Origin of the sequence: Bacillus sp. FSL R5-0447 (assembly GCF_038606125.1) — a bacterium.
In the GTDB taxonomy this organism is placed as follows: domain Bacteria; phylum Bacillota; class Bacilli; order Bacillales; family Bacillaceae; genus Bacillus; species Bacillus velezensis.
Genome location: NZ_CP152012.1, coordinates 2,233,527 through 2,255,292 on the forward strand (window position 1 = coordinate 2,233,527; position 21,766 = coordinate 2,255,292).

Sequence of the window (21,766 nt, forward strand, 5' to 3'; positions counted from 1 at the left end):
CTTTTCTATAGTTTGTTGACGGCCCCCATAATGTCACTCAGATCTTCCAGCGTTAACTCCTCGTCACTGAAATCAGCGGCGCTCCATTCACGCTCCTCTTTGCCTGTGCAATGCGAGATGATCTGCTTGAGAAAGGCATGAAAATATCCCGTCAAAACTTCAATCGTTTCTTTTTGATACTGAAAACGGTTGTACACGACATACATGCTGAGACATTCCGACGATACGGAGCCGCTGATATCAAGTGTGTACGGACGTTCCCAGTCCGGGCTGACTTCATTTCCCGCTTTTACGGGAGAAACACCAAAGCCGCTTGAACGGATTTCACGGTCAAACTGTCCCAGATAGTTAAAACTGATTTCAGGAGAATCGGATTCCGTCTCTTCCCAGAGTTTGCTTATATATTTCAGCACTCCGTATCCCGCTCCTTTATGCGGAATGCGGCGCATCATGTCTTTTGTCCGCTTAATGTGATAGCCGAGCCGCTCGCCGTCATCAGCCTGATCTTGAAAACTTGCGTCAACCAATACCGGATAAATTGACGTAAACCAACCGATGGTTCTGCTGATATCAAGATGCTCCAAGTGCTCTTCCCTTCCGTGGCCTTCCATGCTGATTTTGAATGTCTCGTTTCCGGTCCATCTGTTCAGCGCAAGGCTTAACGCGGCAAGCAATAATTCACCCGTCTCTGTTGTGTATGCTCTGTTCGCTTCCGTTAACAGCTGCTCAGTCTCCTGTTTTGTCAATGTAACGGTCATCACATCTGTATCTTTCAGAAGATTGGAAGAGATGCGGGCATCTTTCGGAAGCGGTTCGACCGCCGCTTTTTCTCTTTCGGACCAGTAGTCTGCTTCCTGTAACAGCCGGCGGCTTTTTGCATAATCAGAAATTTGCTTCGCGTAAGTCTGATAGGAATCGGTTTTTGCCGGAAGCGCGGTTTCTTTTCCTTCGAGCGCCTGCCTGTAGCACGCGGTGAGATCTTCAAATAAAATCCGCCATGATACACCGTCAATGACAAGGTGATGAATGGAAAGCAGCAGATGATCGCCATCATTAGCGTGAAATAATCCGACAGCTACGAGCGGCCCCGTCTCCAGCCGAATGGAAGTTTGAATACGGGCGGCCGCCTGTTCAATTGCGGCGTGCTCCTCTTGTAATGACCCTTTCCCTCTCACGTCAAGCGTTTCAAACGTAAAGAGTTCTTCTTCAAAAAGGTTTTCCGCTCTGTTATATTGAATCACCGATCCGTTTTGCGTGCCGCATACCATCCGTAATGCGTCATGATGAACCGCAAGCTGTGCCAACGCTTTTCTCATAGCAGATTCATTGATTCTGTCCGCACTGCGGAGCATAACCGACTGATTAAAATGATCATGCGGCAATGATTGCGAAAAGAACCAGTGCTGGATCGGCGTCAGCGGCACGTCTCCCGTGACGGGAGCCTGATCAATCACGCGGCGGACTTTCCGGAGCCGCATCGACACTTCTCCCAGTGTCTGATGCTCGAACAGCTCGCGGACGGTCGTTTCATAGCCCTGCTGTTTCAGCCTCGCACATACTTGCAGCGCTTTAATCGAATCCCCGCCGAGATGGAAGAAATGAGCATTGGGGCCGAGTCCTTCAACACCTAACAGTTCTTCCCAGATGTCAGCCATCATTTCTTCAGTTTCATTTCTCAGGCTGATATCATCTCCAAGGCTTTCATTTAATTCAGGCTGCGGGAGCGCCCTCTCGTCCAGCTTCCCATTCGCCGTCAAAGGCAGTTCATCAAGCTCTATCAAGCGGGCGGGAATCATATATTCCGGCAGAAAAGCTCTGAGAGAGGCCTGAATCTCTGCTTCTTTTATCTTTTCGTTCCCGTGTAAGACCGCGTATGCGTAAATGGAGTGCTGACCGTGCTGATCAGCACGTGTGATCACGGCGGCCTCTTTCACGGAGGAAAGCTCTTGCAGCGCTGATTTAATTTCTCCCAGCTCAATTCTGTGGCCTCTGACTTTTACTTGCGCATCTTTCCGCCCGACATATTCCAGCTCGCCATTTGAGAGCCTTTTGGCGATATCACCCGTCCGGTAGAGCCGCATGCCGGAAACGTGCGGATTCGTGATGAAACGGGAGGCGGTTAAATCATCCCTGTTTACATATCCCCTCGCGACGCCTTCCCCGCCGATATAAAGCTCACCGGGAATTCCGATCGGCTGCGGATTCATATAGGCGTCCATAACAAAAGCATGAAGGGTTTCCAGCGGTCTGCCGATATTGCTTTTGTTTCTCTCAATATCATCCATATTCAGTTTTTTGCATGTGACGTGAACCGTGGTTTCCGTAATACCGTACATATTAACAAGCTCCGTTTCCGGGTACTTCTCTTTCCAGCTTTTCAGCATGCCGGGCTGAAGCGCTTCTCCGCCGAAAATGACATATCGAAGCTTCAGCTTGTCCGTATGCCCGGCCTCTTCATGAATGAGTCCGGAAAAAGCCGTCGGCGTTTGGTTCAGCACCGTTACGCCTTCACTTTGCAGCAGCTGCCGGTACAAATGCGGATCACGGGCTGTGTCTTTCGGCACGATAACTACCTTTCCGCCGTATAAGAGCGCGCCGAATATTTCCCAGACAGAAAAATCAAAGCAATAGGAATGGAACAGCGTCCAGACGTCTTCAGAGCCGAAATCAAACGGCAGTCCTTTATGTGTGATAAGGCTGATGACATTGCGGTGTTCCGTCATAACGCCTTTCGGTTTTCCGGTTGTGCCCGATGTATAAATCACGTAAGCCGGCTGTTCAGGCGTTATCATTTCTTTCGTTCTGTCTGCTGAAACGGATTCAGGCTTATCGATGTATAAAACCGGCAGCCCGTCCATTCCGGATATCCCAAGACCCGATTGCGTCAACAGAACACGCGCGCCGCTGTCAGTCAGCATAAATGAAATCCGCTCGTCCGGATAGTCAGGATCAATCGGCAGATAAGCTCCTCCCGCTTTTAAAATACCGAGAATCCCAATCAGCATATCCGGAGATCGTTCGGTCATAATTCCGACAATCTGTCCGGAGCGGATGCCGTTTTCCGACAGCATATCGGCGATTCGATCCGCCTTTTCATTGAGCTCGCGGTAGGTGAGACGCTCATCAGACATGACGGCTGCAATTTGATCCGGCATTTTTTCCGCCTGTGCTTCAAATAAACTGACAATCGTTTCATGCCTCGGATACTCCGCCGTTTGATTTTCCGCTTGAAGAAGCATCTGCCGCTCGTTTATGCCCAGCAAATGAATGTCAGACAGCTTCCGCTCATCATCCGATGCGATTTGTCCTAAAAGCTCTTTAAAATGACCAGCCCACCGTTCAATCGTATCTTTTTCAAACAACGCGGTACTGTATTCAAAATGAAAATCCAGTGAGCCATCCGGCCGTTCCTCGGCATGAAGCGTCAAGTCGAATTTTGAAATGTCATGCTTCACTGCATGTGAAGAAACGGATAAGCCCGGAAGGTTCACTTCGAAATCATCACTGTTTTGCAAAACGAGCATGGCATCAAACAGCGGATTGCGATTGACTTCCCGGTGTGTATCAAGCTTTTGGGCAAGTTCTTCAAACGGGAAGTCCTGATGTTCGGCCGCGCCGAGGGCGAGCATTTTCACCTCTTCTAAATAAGCGCGGAATGTCTTATCCCCTTTCGGCCTGCTTCTCATTGCCACGGTATTTACAAACATGCCGATGACCCCGTCAAGCTCAGCGCGGCTTCTGCCGGCCGCAGGTGAACCGACGACAATGTCTTCCTGCCCGCCCAATTTAGAAAGGAACAAGGAGTAGCTTGCCAAAAGAATCATATACAGTGTCGAACCCGTCTCATCCATGAGCCGGCGCAAGTTCTCCGCCGTTTCCTTTTGAAGGCGCGTTCGAACAACGGACCCGCTGAAATCAGGAAGCTGCGGGCGCTTTTTATCGAGCGGCAGATCAAGAACGGGAATGTTTTCCCCGATCGCATCCAGCCAATAACGCTCATGTCTTTTGAATTCTTCAGCGGCAAACCGCTCATGCTGCCAGACGGAAAAATCTTTGTACTGGAGTTTTAACGGCCGCAACTCTTTTCCTCTGTACAAATCCGTCAATTCTTGAATCAGAACACTCATTGACACACCGTCTGCGATAAGATGATGCATATCAAGCAGCAGAAAATGACGTTCTTCAGTAACTTTGGCTAAAGTCACTCTCAAAAGCGGCGCTTTTTCCACGTCAAACGGTTTGACGAAAGTTTCCATCACCTCTTGAAGAAGGTTCCCGGATGGCATGTGAATCTCTGTGAGGTCAAGATCGACATGTGAATGTATGTGCTGCATCGGCTCCCCGTTTCGTAAAACAAATGAAGTGCGTAACGCTTCATGCCTTTGTAACAGCGCTGAAAAGGCTTCGTGCAGCCGATCCCGGTTGAGTCTGCCGCTCAGTTCCAGACAAGCGGGCATATGATAGCCCGTACTGTCCGCTGCAAGCTGATGAAGGGCATAGAGCCTTTTTTGCGCAAAAGATAGCGGGTACAAGTCCTTTGCCACAGCAGGCGTGATTTCTGCATATTCTCCTCTTTTCCTCTGTTCAAGGAAGCGGGCCATGCTCTCGATGGTCGGATGTTCAAAAACATGGCGGACGGCAAGTTCAATTTGGAGCCGTTTATGTATGTTTGAAACAAGCGACGCGGCTTTCAGCGACTGTCCGCCGATTTGGAAGAAATCATCTCTCATACTGATATGTTCCCGTTTCAGCACTTCTTGCCAAATAGAAAGCAGCTCGGTCTCAAGCATTGTGCGCGGAGCTTGATAATCTCCGGTTCTCTCAGCTTCTTTCGGCTCAGGAAGTGCGGCCCGATCAAGTTTTCCGCTCACAGACAGCGGCATCTCCGTTAATTTGGTAAAGCTTCCCGGTATCATATAAGCAGGTAATCTCCCGGCCAATTCGGCATGAGGGTCAAATGTCACACCTGCGTTTTCCAGTACGACATAAGCTGCAAGCTCCTGTTCCCCGTCCGCCGTTTTGCGCACGGTGACTGCCGCCTCTTTTACCCCGGACAGACTTCTGAGTGCCGTTTCGATTTCTCCTAATTCAATTCTGTAACCTCTTACCTTCACCTGATCGTCAAAGCGTCCCATATATTCAATCGTTCCGTCCGGTAAAAATCGGGCTGCATCTCCCGTTCTGTACAGCCGTTCACCTTCACGAAACGGATGAGGGGTAAAGACTTTGTCCGTCAGCTCTTTTTGCTGAAAATATCCGTCCGCCAGACCTTTTCCGGAAATACACAGTTCACCGACGGCTCCGACCGGCTGCAGCCGATCTCCGTGCATCATATAGACAGAAGTGTTGGCAATCGGGCGCCCGATCGTAATCCGGCTGCTTTTTTGCAGGTTGCGCAGAATCGTCGTGGCCACACTGTTTTCCGTCGGGCCGTATTCATTCAGCAGCTCGGCATTCGGGCATATGCCGCGGCTCGCTTCCACGATATCAGGAGTGGCCGCTTCCCCGGCAAATGTCACCGCCCGAAGTGTCTCTGCATCTTTTTTCGTCAGCGAATCAAGCAGAACGCGATACAGAGACGGAACGATCAGAAGATGGCTCACTCCGTGGCGGGTGATTTTCTGTTTTATTGAAAGGACGTCTTTCGCATCATCTTCATCAGTTAACAATACACAGGCGCCCGACAGAAGCGGAGTGAAAAGACTCGTTAATGACCCGTCAAATACGTATGAAAAAAGATGAAGCGCTATGTCCCCTTCTGTCATCCCGTATTCTTCACGCCGCCATTGCAATGTATTGCTGATCGCTTTGTGTTGTACAAGCACCCCTTTCGGCCGGCCTGTCGTTCCGGAGGTGTAAATGACATACGCCCAATTTCTGCTGTCAGATACCGGCAGAAGCGGTGCGGTCTGCTGGGAAACCGTTTCCTCCATGATGACGACGCTGCCCTTGAAATGCGGCGGAATGAGGGGGAGCAGGTCCTTTTCGGTCACGAGCAGTGAGGCTTCACTGTCTCTCAGTAAAAATGAAATCCGTTCAGGCGGGAATTCCGCATCAATCGGCATATAGGCGCTGCCCGACTTCCAAATTCCGAGCAGAGCGGCAACCGTACTCATTGATCGGCGCAGCATAACAGCGGTGATCTGGTCGGGGCGTGCGCCTTTTTCCCTTAACGCATGCGCAATCTGATTCGCCCGCTGATTTAATTTCTTGTAGCTCCAGCTTACCCCGTTATATCTCAACGCCTCTTGGTCAGGCGTTTTTGCCGCCTGTTCTTCAAACAGCCCATGAACGGTTGTCTCAGGGTACGGACGGTTCGTTTCGTTAAACGAATGAATCAAGGCTTCTTCCTCCGGAGGCACGAGACTGATGCTTGATAAAAGCCTGTCCGGATCTTCCGTTACACAGGAGATGACCTCCAGAATATGCCCTTTGATCCGTTTCATGTCTTCCCGATCGTAGATGCCCGCATTGTAGCTGAATTTCACATAAAACTCTTCTCCCGGAACGATGACGACGTTAAGATCGTAATTGGTTTCTTCCGCCATCGAAAAGTTTTCAAGTGAGAGCGCACTGCTTTCGGTTTGCTTCCAGCCGTTTACCGCAGTCTGCATCTGAACCGGATAATTCTCAAAAACCAGGATGTGGTTCAAGAGATCTTTTTGCAGACCGCTTTCGTTTTGGATGTCATAAAGCGGATAATAGCTGTGCTCTTCCGCAGCGAGTGACTCTTTTTGCACCTTTTTGAGAAGAGAAGAAAAAGTCATATCCCCAGCCGCGCGCACCCTTACCGGCACGGTATTGATAAACAGTCCGGCCATTGATTCGATGCCGGCGATAGCTGACGGCCTGCCGGAAACAACTGAACCGAATACCGCATCTTCAGTGCCGTTGTAACGATGGAGAAGCAGTCCCCAAATGCTCGTAAATAAAGTATTCAGCGTGACCCCGGTGCTTCGGGCAATGTCTGTCAGCTTTTGCACGGTTTCAGACTCAAGGGAAAATTGAAAATGCTCAGATGCATAACCGTTTTGCGCCGGCTTATTCTTCGTTTGCGGAACGGAAACGACTTCTCCGTAATCTTCCAAGCAGCGCGACCAGAACGCTGACGTTTCTTCTTTATTCCGGCTTCGGAGCCATTTGATATAAGAGCTGTACGGAGCCGGACTGCCGAGGTTTACAGGCCGCCCGTTCCGGTTCGCATAATACATGCTGAAGAAATCTTTCAGCACAATGCCCAAGCTCCAGCCGTCCATCATAATGTGATGGTGAGTCCAAACGCATGTATGGCGGTTTTCTCCCGTTTGAAAAAGAGTCAGGCGCATTAAGGGGCCTTTTTGCAGATCAAACCCCTTATGCCGGTCGGTTTCCTTGAATTCCTCAATGATGCTTTGCTGCCGTTCTTCCGAATAGTCTGAAATGTTCTCAGTCTGTACGGCTGTGTCACGGCGTGAAAGAACAACCTGCTGCGGTCCTTCAAGGTCAGGCACTTCTTTTATGAAAATCGTTCTGAAAATATCATAACGGCTGATAAGCATATCCAGACTTTTTTGGAATGTATCAATGCATAAATTCCCGCTGACTGTAAACGAAATCTGCTCGACATATGCGTTTGATCCGGAATCCAGAAGCGAATGAAACAGCATGCCTTCCTGCATATATGATAAAGGGTAAATATCTTGAATTTCTGTCGCTTGTGTCACGAATGCCACACACCTTTTTATGAAATTAAAGTCCTTTTACGAGATCTTCAATGCTTGATAGTGCTTGAGCGGTCAATTCTGTATGGCTGTAATCCGTTAATGTTTTTTCCCGCTCTTTCTTGCCGGAACAGTGGGCGATGATGTCCTCGATGTGAGTATGGAAACGATTCATGAAGAACTCGATTGCCCCCGGTGCAAATACATCGGTATAAACGGCTTTTACCTCCAGTTGCCCGGCGGCCACCATCGCGTTAATATCCAAATCAAACTCGCGGATGCGCCCGGCCGCTATATCATGCTGCGGCTTGAACGGTGACATCTTCAGCGTTCCCTCAAGACCGTCAAACGCACCGAGATAGTTAAAGCTTATTTCTGGGTCTTTATAAAGAATGTTTCGCGAATATCTCAGCAGCCCGTAGCCGGTTCCGTGATGAGGAACCCGTCTCATCATGTCTTTTACCGTCTTTATGCGGTGAGCGGTTTTTTCGCCTGAGCCGCCCGGCACTCTCATATCCAAAAGCACCGGGTAAACAGATGTAAACCATCCTGCTGTTCTTGACATATCAATGTCAGGCATATGCCCCTGGCGCCCGTGCCCCTCAGTGCTGATAAGGATCTGTTCAGAACCCGTCCACTCATGAAGCGCCATTCCAAGCGCCGTTAAAAGCAATTCATGAACATCCGTTCCGTATGCCTGCTGTGTTTCCAACAGCAGCTGTTTCGTGACTTCGCTGCTTAATATCCACGATGCCGTGCGCGCGTTTTCCTGCAATCGTCCGGCGTTTTCATCAGTTATTTTCGGCAGCGGCGCTGTTTCACTAGACATCACGCCGTCCCAGTATGCGGCTTCCTCCAGCAATGCTTTGCTTTTGGAAATGTCAAAAAGCTCTTCGGCATACTTTATATAAGAATCGCTTTTCGGCGGCAGTTCGATTTGTTTGCCGTCCAATGCCTGCTGATAAGCTGTCTGCAGATCTTCAAGCAATATCCTCCATGACACGCCGTCCACGATAAGATGATGAATCGTTATAAGAAGATGGTCGGCTTCCTTCTGCCGGAACACTCCGAGATGAAGCAGAGGCCCTTGATCAAGACGCATAGCCTGCTGTATTTCTTTTTCCTCAGCGGCTATCCGTCTTTCGGGCTGCGTTTCTTCTGAAATATCTATGACGTTAAGCGTAAATATTTCTTCATACTGCTTTGTGATTCCGCGATTATATTGAACCGTTTCCCCATGCTCATTTTCAGTGAAAGTCATTCGCAGCGCATCATGATGTTCGGTCAGCGCGCAAACCGCCTGATACAGCGCATCTATTTCGAGGCTGTCTTCACTGCACAGCATGACCGCTTGGTTATAATGAAGCTCAAACGCACCCGGCTCCTCAAAAAATCTCTGCTGGATCGGTGTCAGCGGAGCGCTTCCTTCTATCGGCCCCTGATCAGCCGTTGCAACAGCCGGCGTGAGGTGCTTCGCGAGTTCTGCAATCGTCGGGAACTGAAACAAATCGCGGATCGACATGTTCCAGCCTTCTCCGGCGAGTCGGGCTGACACTTGAAGCGCCTTAATGGAATCTCCCCCAAGCTCAAAGAAAGAGTGATGAATTCCCGCTTTCTGAATATGAAGCACATCTTCCCAAATCCGGCATAACATCGCCTGTTTTTCATCGCCGGGCGCGACAAATGCCTGTGATGAATGTATCTCTTCTGCCGGCAATGCCGATTTATCAAGTTTGCCGTTCAGTGTCAGGGGCATGCTGTCTAAACCGATAATATGAGACGGCATCATATAAGCCGGAAGCTCCTGCATAAGAGACTGGCGAAGTGATGAGATATCGGCCTCTTTAGGAACGATGTATGCCGCTAATCGGGCTTGTCCTTCAGCATCTTTCATCACGGTAACAGCCGCTTCTTTGACTTGATCGTGTTTCAAAAGCACACTTTCTATTTCTCCCGTCTCAATTCTGTATCCTCTGATCTTCACCTGCTTATCGATCCGCCCTTGAAAACGAAGAGTTCCATCCGGCAGCCAGCAAGCCTGATCTCCGGTTCTGTAAAGCGTTTCTCCCGTTTGTAACGGGTCACTGAATGCGCCCTCTGTCAGCTCAGGCTGTCCCCAATATCCTTTGGCGACGCCGGCCCCTCCGATATACAGCTCTCCGAAAACGCCGATCGGCTGGACCTGTTTGTCTTTGTTTAAGACGTACATTTGTACATTCGGAAGCGGAACACCGATCGGCACATCATCTTCCCGCGGCTTTTCGCTCATTTCGGCTTCATAATACGAAGAATCTATTGTCGCTTCTGTTACACCGTAGCTGTTAATGATCCGCATTTCTTTTCCGAAGCGTTCATGAAGCGTATAAAAATCTTGCGACTTGATCATATCTGAACCCAGTACCAGTATTTTTACACTTTGCAGCGCGAGCTTCCGGCGATATATATATTCCATAAACGGAACAATCAGCGCGGGTGTCGACTCCATAAACGTGATACGGTGCTGATCAATGAGCCGATAAAGCTGTTGTGGCTCAAGCCGGACGTCATCCGGACAAATGACAAGCGTTCCCCCGTTTAGCAGGGCGCGTGCAAGATCCCCTGAAAATACATCAAATGAGAAACTCGCCATCTGCAGCACTCTGACCGGTATAAGATCAAGCTCATAAATCCTGCGCCATGCAAGTGCTGCATGCGTAAAGCTGCGATTTCTGACTTCGACTCCCTTCGGCGTTCCCGTTGTTCCCGAAGTATATATGATATATGCAGTATCATCCGGTGACGCTGACGGCTGAATATTCTTTTCACAAATATCGTATTGATCTTCATGATCAAGCTGAACGAGAAGTAAATTGTGATCCGTCAGCTGTGAAGCAAGTTCTTTGTATTCTGACTGCACCATCAAGACGGATGCCGCGCTGTCTTTTAATAAATAGCGAATCCGTTCCTCAGGATAATGGGAGTCAACTGGTATATACGCCCCTCCCGATTTCATGACGGCAAGAACACTGACGATAGCTTCAATCGAACGGTTTGCCAATATAGCTGCTCTTTTTCCCGGACCGAATCCATTTTTGTGTAATGTTCGCGCAAGCCGATTTGCCCGCTCATTAAGCTGCGAATAGCTGATCTGTTGTGTTCCTTCAATAACAGCGGTCTGATGAGGCGTTTCTTCTGCTTTCTCTTCAAACAGTCGGTGAAACAGTTTGTGTTTTTCCATGAATTCGGTTTGTGTGTTATTAAACTCAATCAGTAACTTTTGTTTTTCTTCTTCATCCAAAATGTCAGCTTTCGATAGTGTGACTTCCGGTTCGGCGGCAACATGGCGCAAGAGATTCAGTAAGTGGCCCATCCAGCGTTCAATCGTTTCTTTCATAAAAAGCTCGGTGCTGAATTCCATTTCAAAGTGGATGTTTCCATCGGATTCAGCCGCTGATAAGGTCAGGTCAAAACTTGATACATCATGTTCGGTATGTTCTGATCGTGACACCTTCAGACCGGCCAGATTTATCTCTTCTCGCTCCATATTCTGAAGAATAAACATCGCATCAAACAGCGGATTGCGGCTCATGTCCCGCTGCACGCCGAGCCGTTCCACCAGCTCTTCAAACGGATAGTCCTGATGCTCATACGCCTCAAGCGCCGCCTGGCGGACTTCCGCCAAGTAATCGGTAAACCGTTTGTCTCCTTTCGGCTCCGTTCTGATGGCCAGCGTGTTGACGAACATGCCGAGAATCGGTTCGAGGTCTTTGTGCGGACGCCCGGCAATCGGCGAGCCGACGATGATGTCTTCCTGCCCGCTCAGGCGCGCGAGTAACGCATTGTACGCGGCGAGAAGCACCATATACAAAGTGGAGCCGTGATCCCGGGCGATGCGGTGAAGGCCGGATGCCGTTTCAGCGTCAAGCGTGCACGATACGCTGCCGCCCGCAAAGCTTCTGACAGCCGGACGGGGCTTGTCAGCCGGAAGCTCCAGCACCGGAAGCTCTCCTTCAAGCCGCTTCAGCCAATACGCTTCCTGCTTCTGATATCCTTCTTTCTGCTGAAACGACCGCTGCCAGACGGCATAGTCTTTATATTGGAGGCGCATCGGCGCAAGCGAACGGCCTGCGTACAGCTCGCCGAATTCTTTAATCAAGGTGTTGACGGACACACCGTCAGAAATAATATGATGCATATCCGTTAATAAAAGATGACGTTCGTCTGATTCTTTCACGAGAGCCGCACGGAAGAGCGGCGCTTCCTCCAGACAAAACGGCCGGACGAATGCGTCAGCTGACTCGGCCTCATCGAGCTGAAACGGTACGCTGTCATGGATGCGCTGCACCGGTTCGCCGTCAGGCCGCGTTTCAAAGGACGTTCTGAGCGACTCGTGCCGCTCCACAAGCTGCCGGAACGTCTCCTCCAGCCGGACACGGTCAAGCGGGCCCGTCAGTTCCAGCACAGCCGGCATGTTGTAGCCGACACCGCCGTCTTCAAGCTGCTGGAGCACATACATCCGTTTCTGCGCCGAAGACACCGGATAGGTGTCCTGTGTTTGCGCAGGCTGAATCGCTTCATACGGGCTTTCTTCCAAGTCCTGAATGACCGAAGCGAGCTCTTCCACCGTCGGCCGGGCGAAGATGTCCTGTAACGGCACCTGAACACCGAATTCTTTGGCGATGCGGGAGACGAGAGCCGTCGCTTTTAACGAATGGCCGCCCCGCTCAAAAAAGTGATCCCGGATGCCGACGGGGCCGTTTTTCAGCACCTCTTCCCAAAGGGCGCAAAGCTTCATTTCCGTGACGTTCCGCGGGGCGGTGTACGCCTGTCTGTCTGCCGCTCCGCCGGGAGCCGGCAGCGCGCGGCGGTCAAGTTTTCCGCTCGGCGTGACCGGCCATTCGCTCATCTCTATAAACTGAGCCGGCATCATGTAGGCCGGAAGGCGTGTCGCAAGCTCCGCCCGCACATCATCACTTTCCCGTCCTTCGATATAGGCGTAAAGCGCGGTTTCACCGTGTTCGGTCCGGGCGGTGACCGCCGCCTCACGAATGCCGTCGATGCGCCGGATCGCCGCTTCGATTTCTCCCGGTTCAATCCGGTAGCCGCGGACTTTCACCTGTCCGTCTGAACGTCCGAGCCATTCGACTAGGCCGTCTTCTGTCCAGCGTGCGATATCGCCCGTCTGATACATGCGTTCTCCCGGGTAAAACGGATCATTGAGAAAGCGCTCCTCCGTCAGCTCAGGCCGGTTCAGATAGCCCCGGGCCACCCCTGTCCCCGCGATGTACAGCTCTCCTGCCACGCCCGCAGGCTGGATGGTTCCTCCGCTATCTAATACATACAGACGGGCACCCGGAACGGGTTTACCAATCGGAAGCCGCGTCCGTCCGCTGTCCCGTTTTCGGTCACAGACGTAAAACGCCGCATCCACCGTCGCTTCCGTCGGCCCGTAGCCGTGAATGAGCACGGTCTCCGGCAGAAGATCGGCAAACCGGGCAGCCGTAAGCGGTGAAAGAGCTTCGCCTCCGGCAAACACGCGTGTCAAGGTTCTGCCGAGGCGTGTTCTTGTTTCCGCAGGCTCTGTTTCCAGCGCGTCTAAAAAGCTGTTGACCATCGCCGGAATAAAATGCGCGGTCGTCACCTTTTCTGAGGCAAACGCTTCAATCATCCGCACAGGATCTTTCTCCCAGCCGGCCGGAAGCAGATACACGGAGGCGCCTGACATCGTCCACCAAAACAATTGCCAGATGGAAGCGTCGAAAGAAAAGGATGATTTCAGCACGATAATATCCTCTTCCGTCAACGGGAACTGCCCTTGCATCCCTGATAAAAAGGCGGCGGCCTGACGGTGTTCAACAGCCACTCCCTTCGGTGTTCCCGTCGAACCGGACGTATAAATGATATAAGCGAGCGAATCGCTATCCGCTTCTTCAGAGACAGCCCCTGTCTCCGTCTCGCCTGTCAGAGCAGAAAGAGACACTTCTAGCGTCTCGCCGGAAAAACCGGAAACGGATAATCCCGGCTGTGCAAGCAGGAGACAAGCGCCGCAGTCATCGAGCATATAGCGCAGCCTGTCCTCAGGATACTCCGGGTCAAGCGGCACGTAGGCGCCGCCCGCTTTTAACACGGCAAGCACTGAAACCACCATCTCCGGCGAGCGTTCAGCGAGCACGCCGATCATGCTTTCTTTGCGGACGCCTTTTTGTCGGAGCCGAGCGGCGAGCCTGTCCGTGTACTGATCAAGCTCGGCGTACGTCAGCATACCGCCCGGAAAACGGAGCGCCGGACGATGCGGCGAAAGCGCGGCGCGACGGGCAAACAGCCCGTGAAGCGTCGGAGCCGGCGGTTCAACCGCTTCTGTACGGTTAAACGAAGATAACACCCGTTTCTTTTCTTTTTCATCCGCCATATCAATATGCCGAATCAGCCGGTCTGGATTTCTAACGGCATTTTCAACGATCGTCAGCAAATGAGTTTGAATACGTTTAATCGATTTTTCAGTAAATAAAGCGGATTGGTAATCAAAATTCAGCTCAATCAATCCCGTATCTGTCCGCTCCTTAATTAAAATGGAGAGCTCGTTTGCGGTATGTCCGCTGAAAAACATGGCCGTTTCATAATCGAAACCGTCTGCCTTACGCCACTCAAGCGGCTGATACTGCATCGAAATACCGATGATATTTTGCAGGTCATGATGAGTCTGCCTTAATTCATTCACAAAAAGATTGTAAGGATATTTCTGGTGCCGCATAACAGACAGCTGCTCTTTTCCTACGCTGCGGACAAAGGACAGGAACTCCGCATCAGGATCTGCCGTCATTCTGATCGGCAGTGTGCTGACGAACATGCCGAGCATATCCTTTTCGAGCCTGGAGCCCCGGTTTCCGTAATAAGTGCCGATGGCGATATCCTTTTTAGCCGTCAGACGGCTGATGCATATGTATAACGAAGCCATAAACAGAGAGATGATGCTGATATTATTTTCTTTGCAAAAAAGCCGGATTGATTGTTCTAAGGAGTGAGAAAGAGTGATTGTATCTCTGGAAGCCGCAGTGCTTTGTCTAAGATGAGAGGTTCGTTCCGCCAGTGAAAGGTGTTCCGGAACGGTTCGGTATGTTTCAGTCCAAAATGAACGGTCTTTTTGAAAACGGGAAGACTGTAAGTATTGCTGTTCTTTTTCCATGTAGCTGAGATAGGAAGGTCTGTGGTGTTCAGCTAAATCCTCGCTCCGCATGATCTTTTGGTAGATATCAATGAGCTGGTTGCCGAGCAGGTTGAGCGAGATGCCGTCCATGATAATATGGTGAAATTTTGAATAAAGCCAAACTTCTTCGTCTGACATGACAAGCAGAGTAAATTGATACAGAGGTGAATGAAACAGCTTGAACGGAACACGGGTCTGCGTGTCAATCCATGCGTCCCGCTCTGCCTGATCAGTATGAGTAAAATCAACAGTCTCTAGAGAAATCGGCCGATGCCCCGCCAGATACAGCTGGGGTTCTGATCCGTCCCCTTCTGTCAGTTGAAACCTGAGCGAATCATTTTGCGAGATAGAAAAATCTAAAGCATGGCGCAGTACGTCAAAATCGATGTCCCCCCTGAATTTGACGCATGCCGCGAGATTGCAGATACTTGTGCCCGGTTCGAGCAGCTCCGTAAACCACACTCTTCTTTGTGCGTGAGTTAAAGAATAAACAGTGTTCTCCAATGGAATCCCTCCGCTTCAATTTAAGAGGATAAGAAAGTGAAATAATTACAATTAAATTTCGACAGCATATGACTTAATCATCCATATAAGCATTATTTTAAAACATATTTTAGAAATCACAATAAAAAATTAAATTTTCTCTAACATTTTTTAGAATATAGTATATATTCCTCACTTCACTTCTTCATTTCTATAATCTTTATACCATGTAAAACGGTATGTATGCATACTATAAACTGGTTCTTAAACACTATAATAAGGAATAAAATGTATAATTAATTGCGCTTTTAAAAAGGTTTTCCTCCCGAAAAGAAGTTTTATGTTAAAAAATGAATAATCGGTGAACATGTAAGAAAGCGGTATGTAAAAAAAGGAAGGGTATTGACGATATTACTTTTTGAAAAGATTGATTCATAATCGCAATATAATGTTTTACAGACATCAAAAAAAGCCGAATCCTCTAAGGATTCGGCCCTTCTTATTGATTTGCCAGCACGACTGCGATTTTGTCTTCAATGTCTTTTCCGTCATCTTCGTCAAGCAGCCCGTTTTGAAGCACGGAAAAAATAAGCGTATCTCCTGTTTTTGTGTCTGCATAGCCGGCAATCGAACTGACTGATGTTAGTGACCCGGTTTTCGCTTTAATTTTGCCTTCTGCCGGAGTATTCTTCAGCCGGTTCCGAAGGGTTCCTCCCGTCATTCTGTCGCTTGCACCGGCGACAGGGAGCGAACGAAGGAAAGCCGGGTACCACTTTTCTTTCTGAACCGCATACAAAAGCTCTCCGATTTGCCCGGCGGTTACGCCGTTAATATGAGAAACGCCGGATCCGTCTCTTGCAATCAATTCATCCGGATTCAGCCCGAACGATTTGAGCTCCGATTTCATCACGTCCAAGCCCTTTTCCCAGCTGCCCTCCCCTTTTTTCACTTTTCCCATTTCCTTGATCAGAATTTCGGCGTGCCCGTTGTTGCTCAGTTTCATAAACGGGATCAATAATTCTGAAAGAGGCATGGATGTCCGTGATGTGACGAGCTGGGTGCGGTGCGGCATTCGCCCTGTTCTGATTTTCCCTTTTACAGTTATACCCTGTTTAGTAAGCGCTTGTTTCCATAAATCTAAAGCATAGGACGACGGATCCCACACTGCCGCCCATTCTCTTGCCTGTGCCGAGCCGGCAGGTATGGTTCCCTTTATCGTAATCACATTGCCGCCGTGCTCCCGTTCAACCGTCAAATCTTTCTTTTCATCAGAAGCGACGGTTTTCACTTCATTTTTCACACGAACGATGTCCGTATGGGGAGAAATCGAAATGCGCGGCTTTTTACCGGGCTGTTTCGCCGGGCTGATTTCCGCAATCACCGTTCCGGTATCATAATCCTCATTTGGGGAAGCGGTAAGAGCTGATACTTGCGCGCCATAATATTGGCCTTCATCGCTCCACGGAAGATCAACCGAATACCTGGTATCGTCATACCACGAATCATCCCCGACCAGATCTCCTTTAATGACATGGATGCCTCTGGCTTTGACCTGTTTAGCCATCTTCTCAAAATCAGAAGCCAATAGGGTCGGATCACCTTTTCCCCTGAGATAAAGGTTTCCGCGCAGTTGTTTTCCTTTTACGGCGCCGTCTGCCCGTACTTCTGTCTTAAAGGTGTAATCTTCTCCGAGAACGGAAAGCGCTGCAGATGCCGTCAGCAGCTTCATCAGTGATGCAGGCCTCAGCCGCATATCTTCCCGGCTGCCGAACAGCACCTCCCCTGTTTTTGCTGACCGGACACTGACGCCCGCTGAAACTCCCTTTAAAGCAGGTTCTTCATCCAGAATGTGTTCCAGCTTTTTTTGCAAAGTATTTTTTTGTTCAGCCGCCTTAGCCGCCTCATCAATATAAGGAACTGCGGCAATGATCAAAAGCAGAATCACCGCGCTCAAGCGTTTCACATATGTTTTCAATGTTATCCCGCCTCTTTCCTATTCTTCGTCATGCAAAATGGTGATCCTGGATGACGCAGCCGCTTCTTCGCCCGGTTTCAGAATCTGAAGACCTGTCAGTGATGCAGGCTGATTCAGATTAAATGCATCTGTAACGGAAGTATAAGGCTCAAGACTGACAAACCCTTGCTTTCCGTCACCGTTATATACCACCCAATGCTTGAAAGACGTGTCTGCTTGATACAAAACGGATAATTGCTCATCCGGATGATAAATAACAGCTTCGTTATTGCCGCCATTCCGTCCGGAAGAAAGAAAAACATCGTCAAACTGTTTATTTTTCAAAGACATCCCCTGACGGAACGCTTCTTTATCAGGCACATCCAATAAACGGCCCGTCGGCACGAAACGTTCATTTAATTCCCACATGCGGTCAGCCGTCAAAAATAGACGAGAACGCTCTTCATTGAAAACAAAAGTCGAATGATAGCCGAGCCCCCAAGGAAAAGCCTCCGTTCCCTTGTTGATAATCAGCGCCCGCTGCGTAAACACATTGTCTTTTAATGTATAGGTCATCCGGACAATGACATCGTGCGGAAATTGTTTATGAACACGGGGAATCTTTGAAAGATCGATTTCTGTTTCGACTGTCATTCCATCCCCCTCTTCTTTCGCTGCCGCCGCTTTCCAATGCTGATTGTGAAGAAAGCCGTGAATATGATTATGTTTATCCTCTTCGTTTATCTCAAATTGATACGCGCGGCCGTCAAAACGAAACGTCCCGTCCGTAATCCGGTTCGGCGGGAATAAAACGGGAATGCCGTACAGCATCGGTTTTGCGCGGAATTGCTCCGCAGTTTCCGGTTCTCTCAGAAGCCGCATACCGGTTCTTTTATCCCGAAGCGATATGACATTTGATCCCCACTCCGGCACAATGATGCATTCAGCCTGATCAGTCTCCGCTTTTATGGCTGAAACCCCTAAATAAGTCGTATGTTCAATCGTCATAAGCACCTGCCCTTTCCTTGTTTTCTAGCATGTATAGGAATTCCATTTTCTAAACTCATTTTCCTTCTCTAAAAAAAAACATCGCCCGTATGAACTGAGCGATGTGCGGTAAAACCTTATTGAATCAGCCGGGTAATCTGTTTTTTCTTCCATACAAACCGGTAATATCCGTATTGCAGCAGCAGGCTGACGACAAAAGCCGCCGGATAACCGACCCAAATGCCGAGAATGCCGAGATTCGTATAATGAGAAAGAATAAAGGCCACAGGCACTTCAATTCCCCAAATCGCAAAAATGCTGATAATCGTCGGCCATAACACCGTACCGCTCGCCCGCATCGTCGCTGAAACGATCTGAGCGTGACCGAAAATCAAATAGCTCCAAAGGGTAATCATAATCAGATTGCGGGCAATGTGGAGTGTGTCCTGATCTGTTAAAAACAAAGCAAGTATCTGCCGGGAGAAGGTGTAAATCAGCACAATCAACACCCCGCCGATCAAATAATTCAGGCCGATGCCGACTTTGATGACCTGTTTCAGCCGGCCGAATTGATTGGCGCCAATGGATTGGGCGGCAAAAATGGAAACGGCGATACCAAGGCTTACCGCCGGCATCTGCACATAACTCGCCACTTGGTTGACGACCCCGTAAGCAGCCGTCGCGTTTGATCCGTAATGATTGACAAATGAAATGACCGCAATTTCAGAAAGTGACACGAGAATCATATTGATGCTCGACGGAATACCGAGACGGAGTAAAAGCGCGAGCAGCTTTTTGTCCATTTTAAGAGCACGGAGCGCAGTCCGGTCAAATGCCAATGGATGTTTCCTTTTCCGCAAATAAACCATGAGTACGATAAATGTCACGATGTTTGAAATCACGGTTGCATACGCCGAACCGTAAATGCCGAACTTCGGAAGTCCGAAAAGCCCGAGAATCAATAAGGGCAAAAGCCCGATGTTTATGACTGTACTGACGATTAACGTATAAAACGGGGTCTTTGAATCTCCCGTTCCGCGTAAAAATGTCGTATACGCAAAATATAAAAACATCAGCGGCATTGCGCAAAACAAAATGCGCGCATATCGGACACTGACATCTATTACGTTTTCCGGCGTTCCCATCAGCCGCAGAATATCAAGCGTAAACACACTGCCGACAACTGCCAGGACAACACCGAGCATAAAGGTAAAAGTCAGTGTAGTGCCGACAATCGCCTTCATCCTCTCTTCGTTTTTCGCGCCGTAAGCCTGCCCGATCAGAATGGAACTTCCCGAACCGATTCCGATCGTAAAGGAGATCAGCAGAAAAAACAGCGGAAAAAAAGACGATACGGCGGCAAGCGCATCGACTCCGAGCCACCTTCCGACAAATACCATTCCGACCAATTGGCCGACAGATTGCAATACATTGCTTAAAAGCAGCGGCACTAAAAACAGTGACATCGATCGCCAGACTGACTGGCCGCGGCCTTCCGCTGTTTCTAAATGATCTTGTACTTCCATATGTAGGACTCCTTTTTTGATTTTCTTCCATTTTATTATTCAGCAGACAGCTTGTAAAAACCTTTTGTTCAATGAAACTCTTTATCTTTTTCTCGCGTCTTACATGGAAATAAACCATAAAAATAAAAAGTCCGGAAAATATTTCTGAAAAGGTATTGTAATCTTACCGTAATTATTGTAACATTTGTAACATAAGAGAAAGAGATTGATAAGGAGAGATTATATCATGAAAAAATGGCTATTATTCCTCACTACTATTACATTGATTCTGTCATTGGGCACTGCGGCGACCGCAAAAAATGCACCTAATGACCTTACACAAAAACAAGCACTTCAGCTGGCCCTTTCAGCGAGAGAACATTTCTGGAACACAATGAGCGGCGGTGCGCTTAAATCAAACGCAAATTGCACATCTGAACCGTTTGAATATCAAAATCTGCAATATGTATTTATGTGCAAAGACCTCGGAACAAAAGCGAAAGCCGTAAAATATCTGACACCCGCTTTTACAAAGCAAGCGATTGACAAAGGGCTCAAAGATTACCACTTCACTGTAAAAGACGGCAAATTGGCTGTTCCGGTCGGCGACGGAGATAACCTCCTGAATTGGAAAAAAGCAAAAATGACCCTTCTTTCTAAAAAAGGAAGCGTCCAAACATACCGCTTCACTGTACCGACTCTTGACGGTTCTCCGTCAGCAAAACGCGATGTAACATTCGTAAAAGAAAACAACGTTTGGAAAGTCAATCAATTTGATGCTGTCATATAAGGAAAAAGCCCGCTTGCTTACAGCGGGCTTTTTTCAATGATATGCTGGCATATTATAACGGGAGGCTGTTTTTCAGAAGCAGTTGACGGTTAAGAAGTAAGAAGATAAACGAATACCCTTGATTTTTTTAAAAAAACAACACGGCCGCAAAAACACTTGCATAGCAATGTGCAAAATTTGTGCAAAACATAAATTTCCACCAGGTTTTCACAAAATATTCAACTCAAAACCCCCTTGTATAACAAGGGGGTTTCTGTTTTACCGACATTATTAAGCTGCGCCTATCTTATGCCAAAAACGCTCTAGGAGAGATTCGAACTCCCGACCTGCAGTTTAGGAAACTGCTGCACTATCCGCTGTGCTACTAGAGCCTGCTTCTATTATAGTAACGCTGGCGGCCGTTTTTTTCAAGCCTACAGCCCTCCGAACACTTTATAGGCGGCTCTCGTCGTATCTTCATCTATTCCGATATAACGCATTGTAATAGACGGAGAAGAATGATTCAAAATCCTCTGCAGTTCAGCAATGTCTTTTGTCCTCTGATAAAAATGATACCCGAACGTCTTTCTAAGCGTGTGCGTTCCGATTTCCTCCAACCCGCAAGCGGCAGCCGCTTCCTTTAATATTCTGTATGCCTGAATCCGGGATATGGGCTTATTCGTCCGTTTCGATTTAAACAAATAGTCATCCTCTTTCATGTCTTTTGTATAAGCGTATATGTCGGCCTTTAAAGACTCCAGTATCAGAATTTTTCTTTTCTTTCTCGTTTTGCTTTCGGTTGCCCACACATGATCTTTGTTCCTGACATCTCTCACGCGAAGCGGCAGAACATCAGAAATCCGCAGTGCGCTGTTCATGCCGAAAATAAATAAAAAATAATCACGATCACTTTTCTTCATTAAATACTGTTTGACTTCCTGGATCTTCTCCAAACTTCGGATCGGCTGTACGATATGCATCAAAAAACCCCTTATAATTGGTAAAGTAACATATTGAGCATTATGTTACTATTATAGCCGAAACCCGTTGAATGATAAAGGATAAAGGGTCTTATGTAACATAATATACATAGTGTTACATAAGGTGAACCAGATACGCAGTTTCAACAAATTCCTCAAAAACATCATTTTCAGCCCGGTGACAAGCTTTTAAACAAATAGAGAC

At 48.6% G+C, this 21,766-nt stretch carries 7 protein-coding genes and 1 tRNA gene; 1 reads left to right on the forward strand and 7 read right to left on the reverse strand.

Going from position 1 to position 21,766, the window contains the following annotated elements; genetic code table 11:
- Positions 1–5 precede the first annotated feature (5 nt).
- The 5 genes from NYE68_RS11075 to NYE68_RS11095 all read right to left on the reverse strand — a co-directional run bounded on the left by NYE68_RS11075 (position 6) and on the right by NYE68_RS11095 (position 19,833).
- Positions 6–7,703: a non-ribosomal peptide synthetase gene (locus NYE68_RS11075; RefSeq protein ID WP_324635776.1), complete on the reverse strand. Its 7,698-nt coding sequence runs from the start codon at positions 7,701–7,703 to the stop codon at positions 6–8.
- Positions 7,704–7,728: 25 nt separating this feature from the next.
- Positions 7,729–15,387, reverse strand: a complete 7,659-nt coding sequence (locus NYE68_RS11080) for an amino acid adenylation domain-containing protein (protein ID WP_342493917.1) — start codon at positions 15,385–15,387, stop codon at positions 7,729–7,731.
- Positions 15,388–15,865: 478 nt separating this feature from the next.
- Positions 15,866–17,341, reverse strand: coding sequence for a D-alanyl-D-alanine carboxypeptidase/D-alanyl-D-alanine-endopeptidase (dacB, locus tag NYE68_RS11085; protein ID WP_254003240.1), 1,476 nt, complete (start codon positions 17,339–17,341; stop codon positions 15,866–15,868).
- A gap of 18 nt (positions 17,342–17,359) precedes the next feature.
- Complete coding sequence (locus NYE68_RS11090) at positions 17,360–18,328, reverse strand: aldose 1-epimerase (protein WP_174747132.1); 969 nt, start codon at positions 18,326–18,328, stop codon at positions 17,360–17,362.
- A gap of 116 nt (positions 18,329–18,444) precedes the next feature.
- Entirely contained in the window at positions 18,445–19,833 is a 1,389-nt protein-coding gene (locus NYE68_RS11095) for an MATE family efflux transporter (protein ID WP_174747131.1), read from the reverse strand.
- Positions 19,834–20,059: 226 nt separating this feature from the next.
- On the opposite strand from NYE68_RS11095, the gene NYE68_RS11100 reads away from it, so the two are divergent.
- Complete coding sequence (locus NYE68_RS11100) at positions 20,060–20,602, forward strand: IseA DL-endopeptidase inhibitor family protein (RefSeq protein WP_014418077.1); 543 nt, start codon at positions 20,060–20,062, stop codon at positions 20,600–20,602.
- Between the two features lie 298 nt (positions 20,603–20,900).
- Here NYE68_RS11100 and NYE68_RS11105 read toward each other — a convergent pair.
- A tRNA-Arg gene (locus NYE68_RS11105) sits at positions 20,901–20,973 on the reverse strand.
- Positions 20,974–21,015: 42 nt separating this feature from the next.
- Positions 21,016–21,561 carry a site-specific integrase gene (locus tag NYE68_RS11110; RefSeq protein WP_003153850.1) on the reverse strand — a complete coding sequence of 182 codons (546 nt, stop codon included), beginning with the start codon at positions 21,559–21,561 and terminating at the stop codon, positions 21,016–21,018.
- Between the last annotated feature and the right edge of the window lie 205 nt (positions 21,562–21,766).

Bases quoted from the DNA above. Each gene is read 5' to 3' on its own strand.
- NYE68_RS11090 (WP_174747132.1), bottom strand. From the start codon at position 18,328: ATGACGATTGAACATACGACTTATTTAGGGGTTTCAGCCATAAAAGCG.
- NYE68_RS11095 (WP_174747131.1), bottom strand. From the start codon at position 19,833: ATGGAAGTACAAGATCATTTAGAAACAGCGGAAGGCCGCGGCCAGTCA.
- NYE68_RS11100 (WP_014418077.1), top strand. From the start codon at position 20,060: ATGAAAAAATGGCTATTATTCCTCACTACTATTACATTGATTCTGTCA.
- NYE68_RS11110 (WP_003153850.1), bottom strand. From the start codon at position 21,561: ATGCATATCGTACAGCCGATCCGAAGTTTGGAGAAGATCCAGGAAGTC.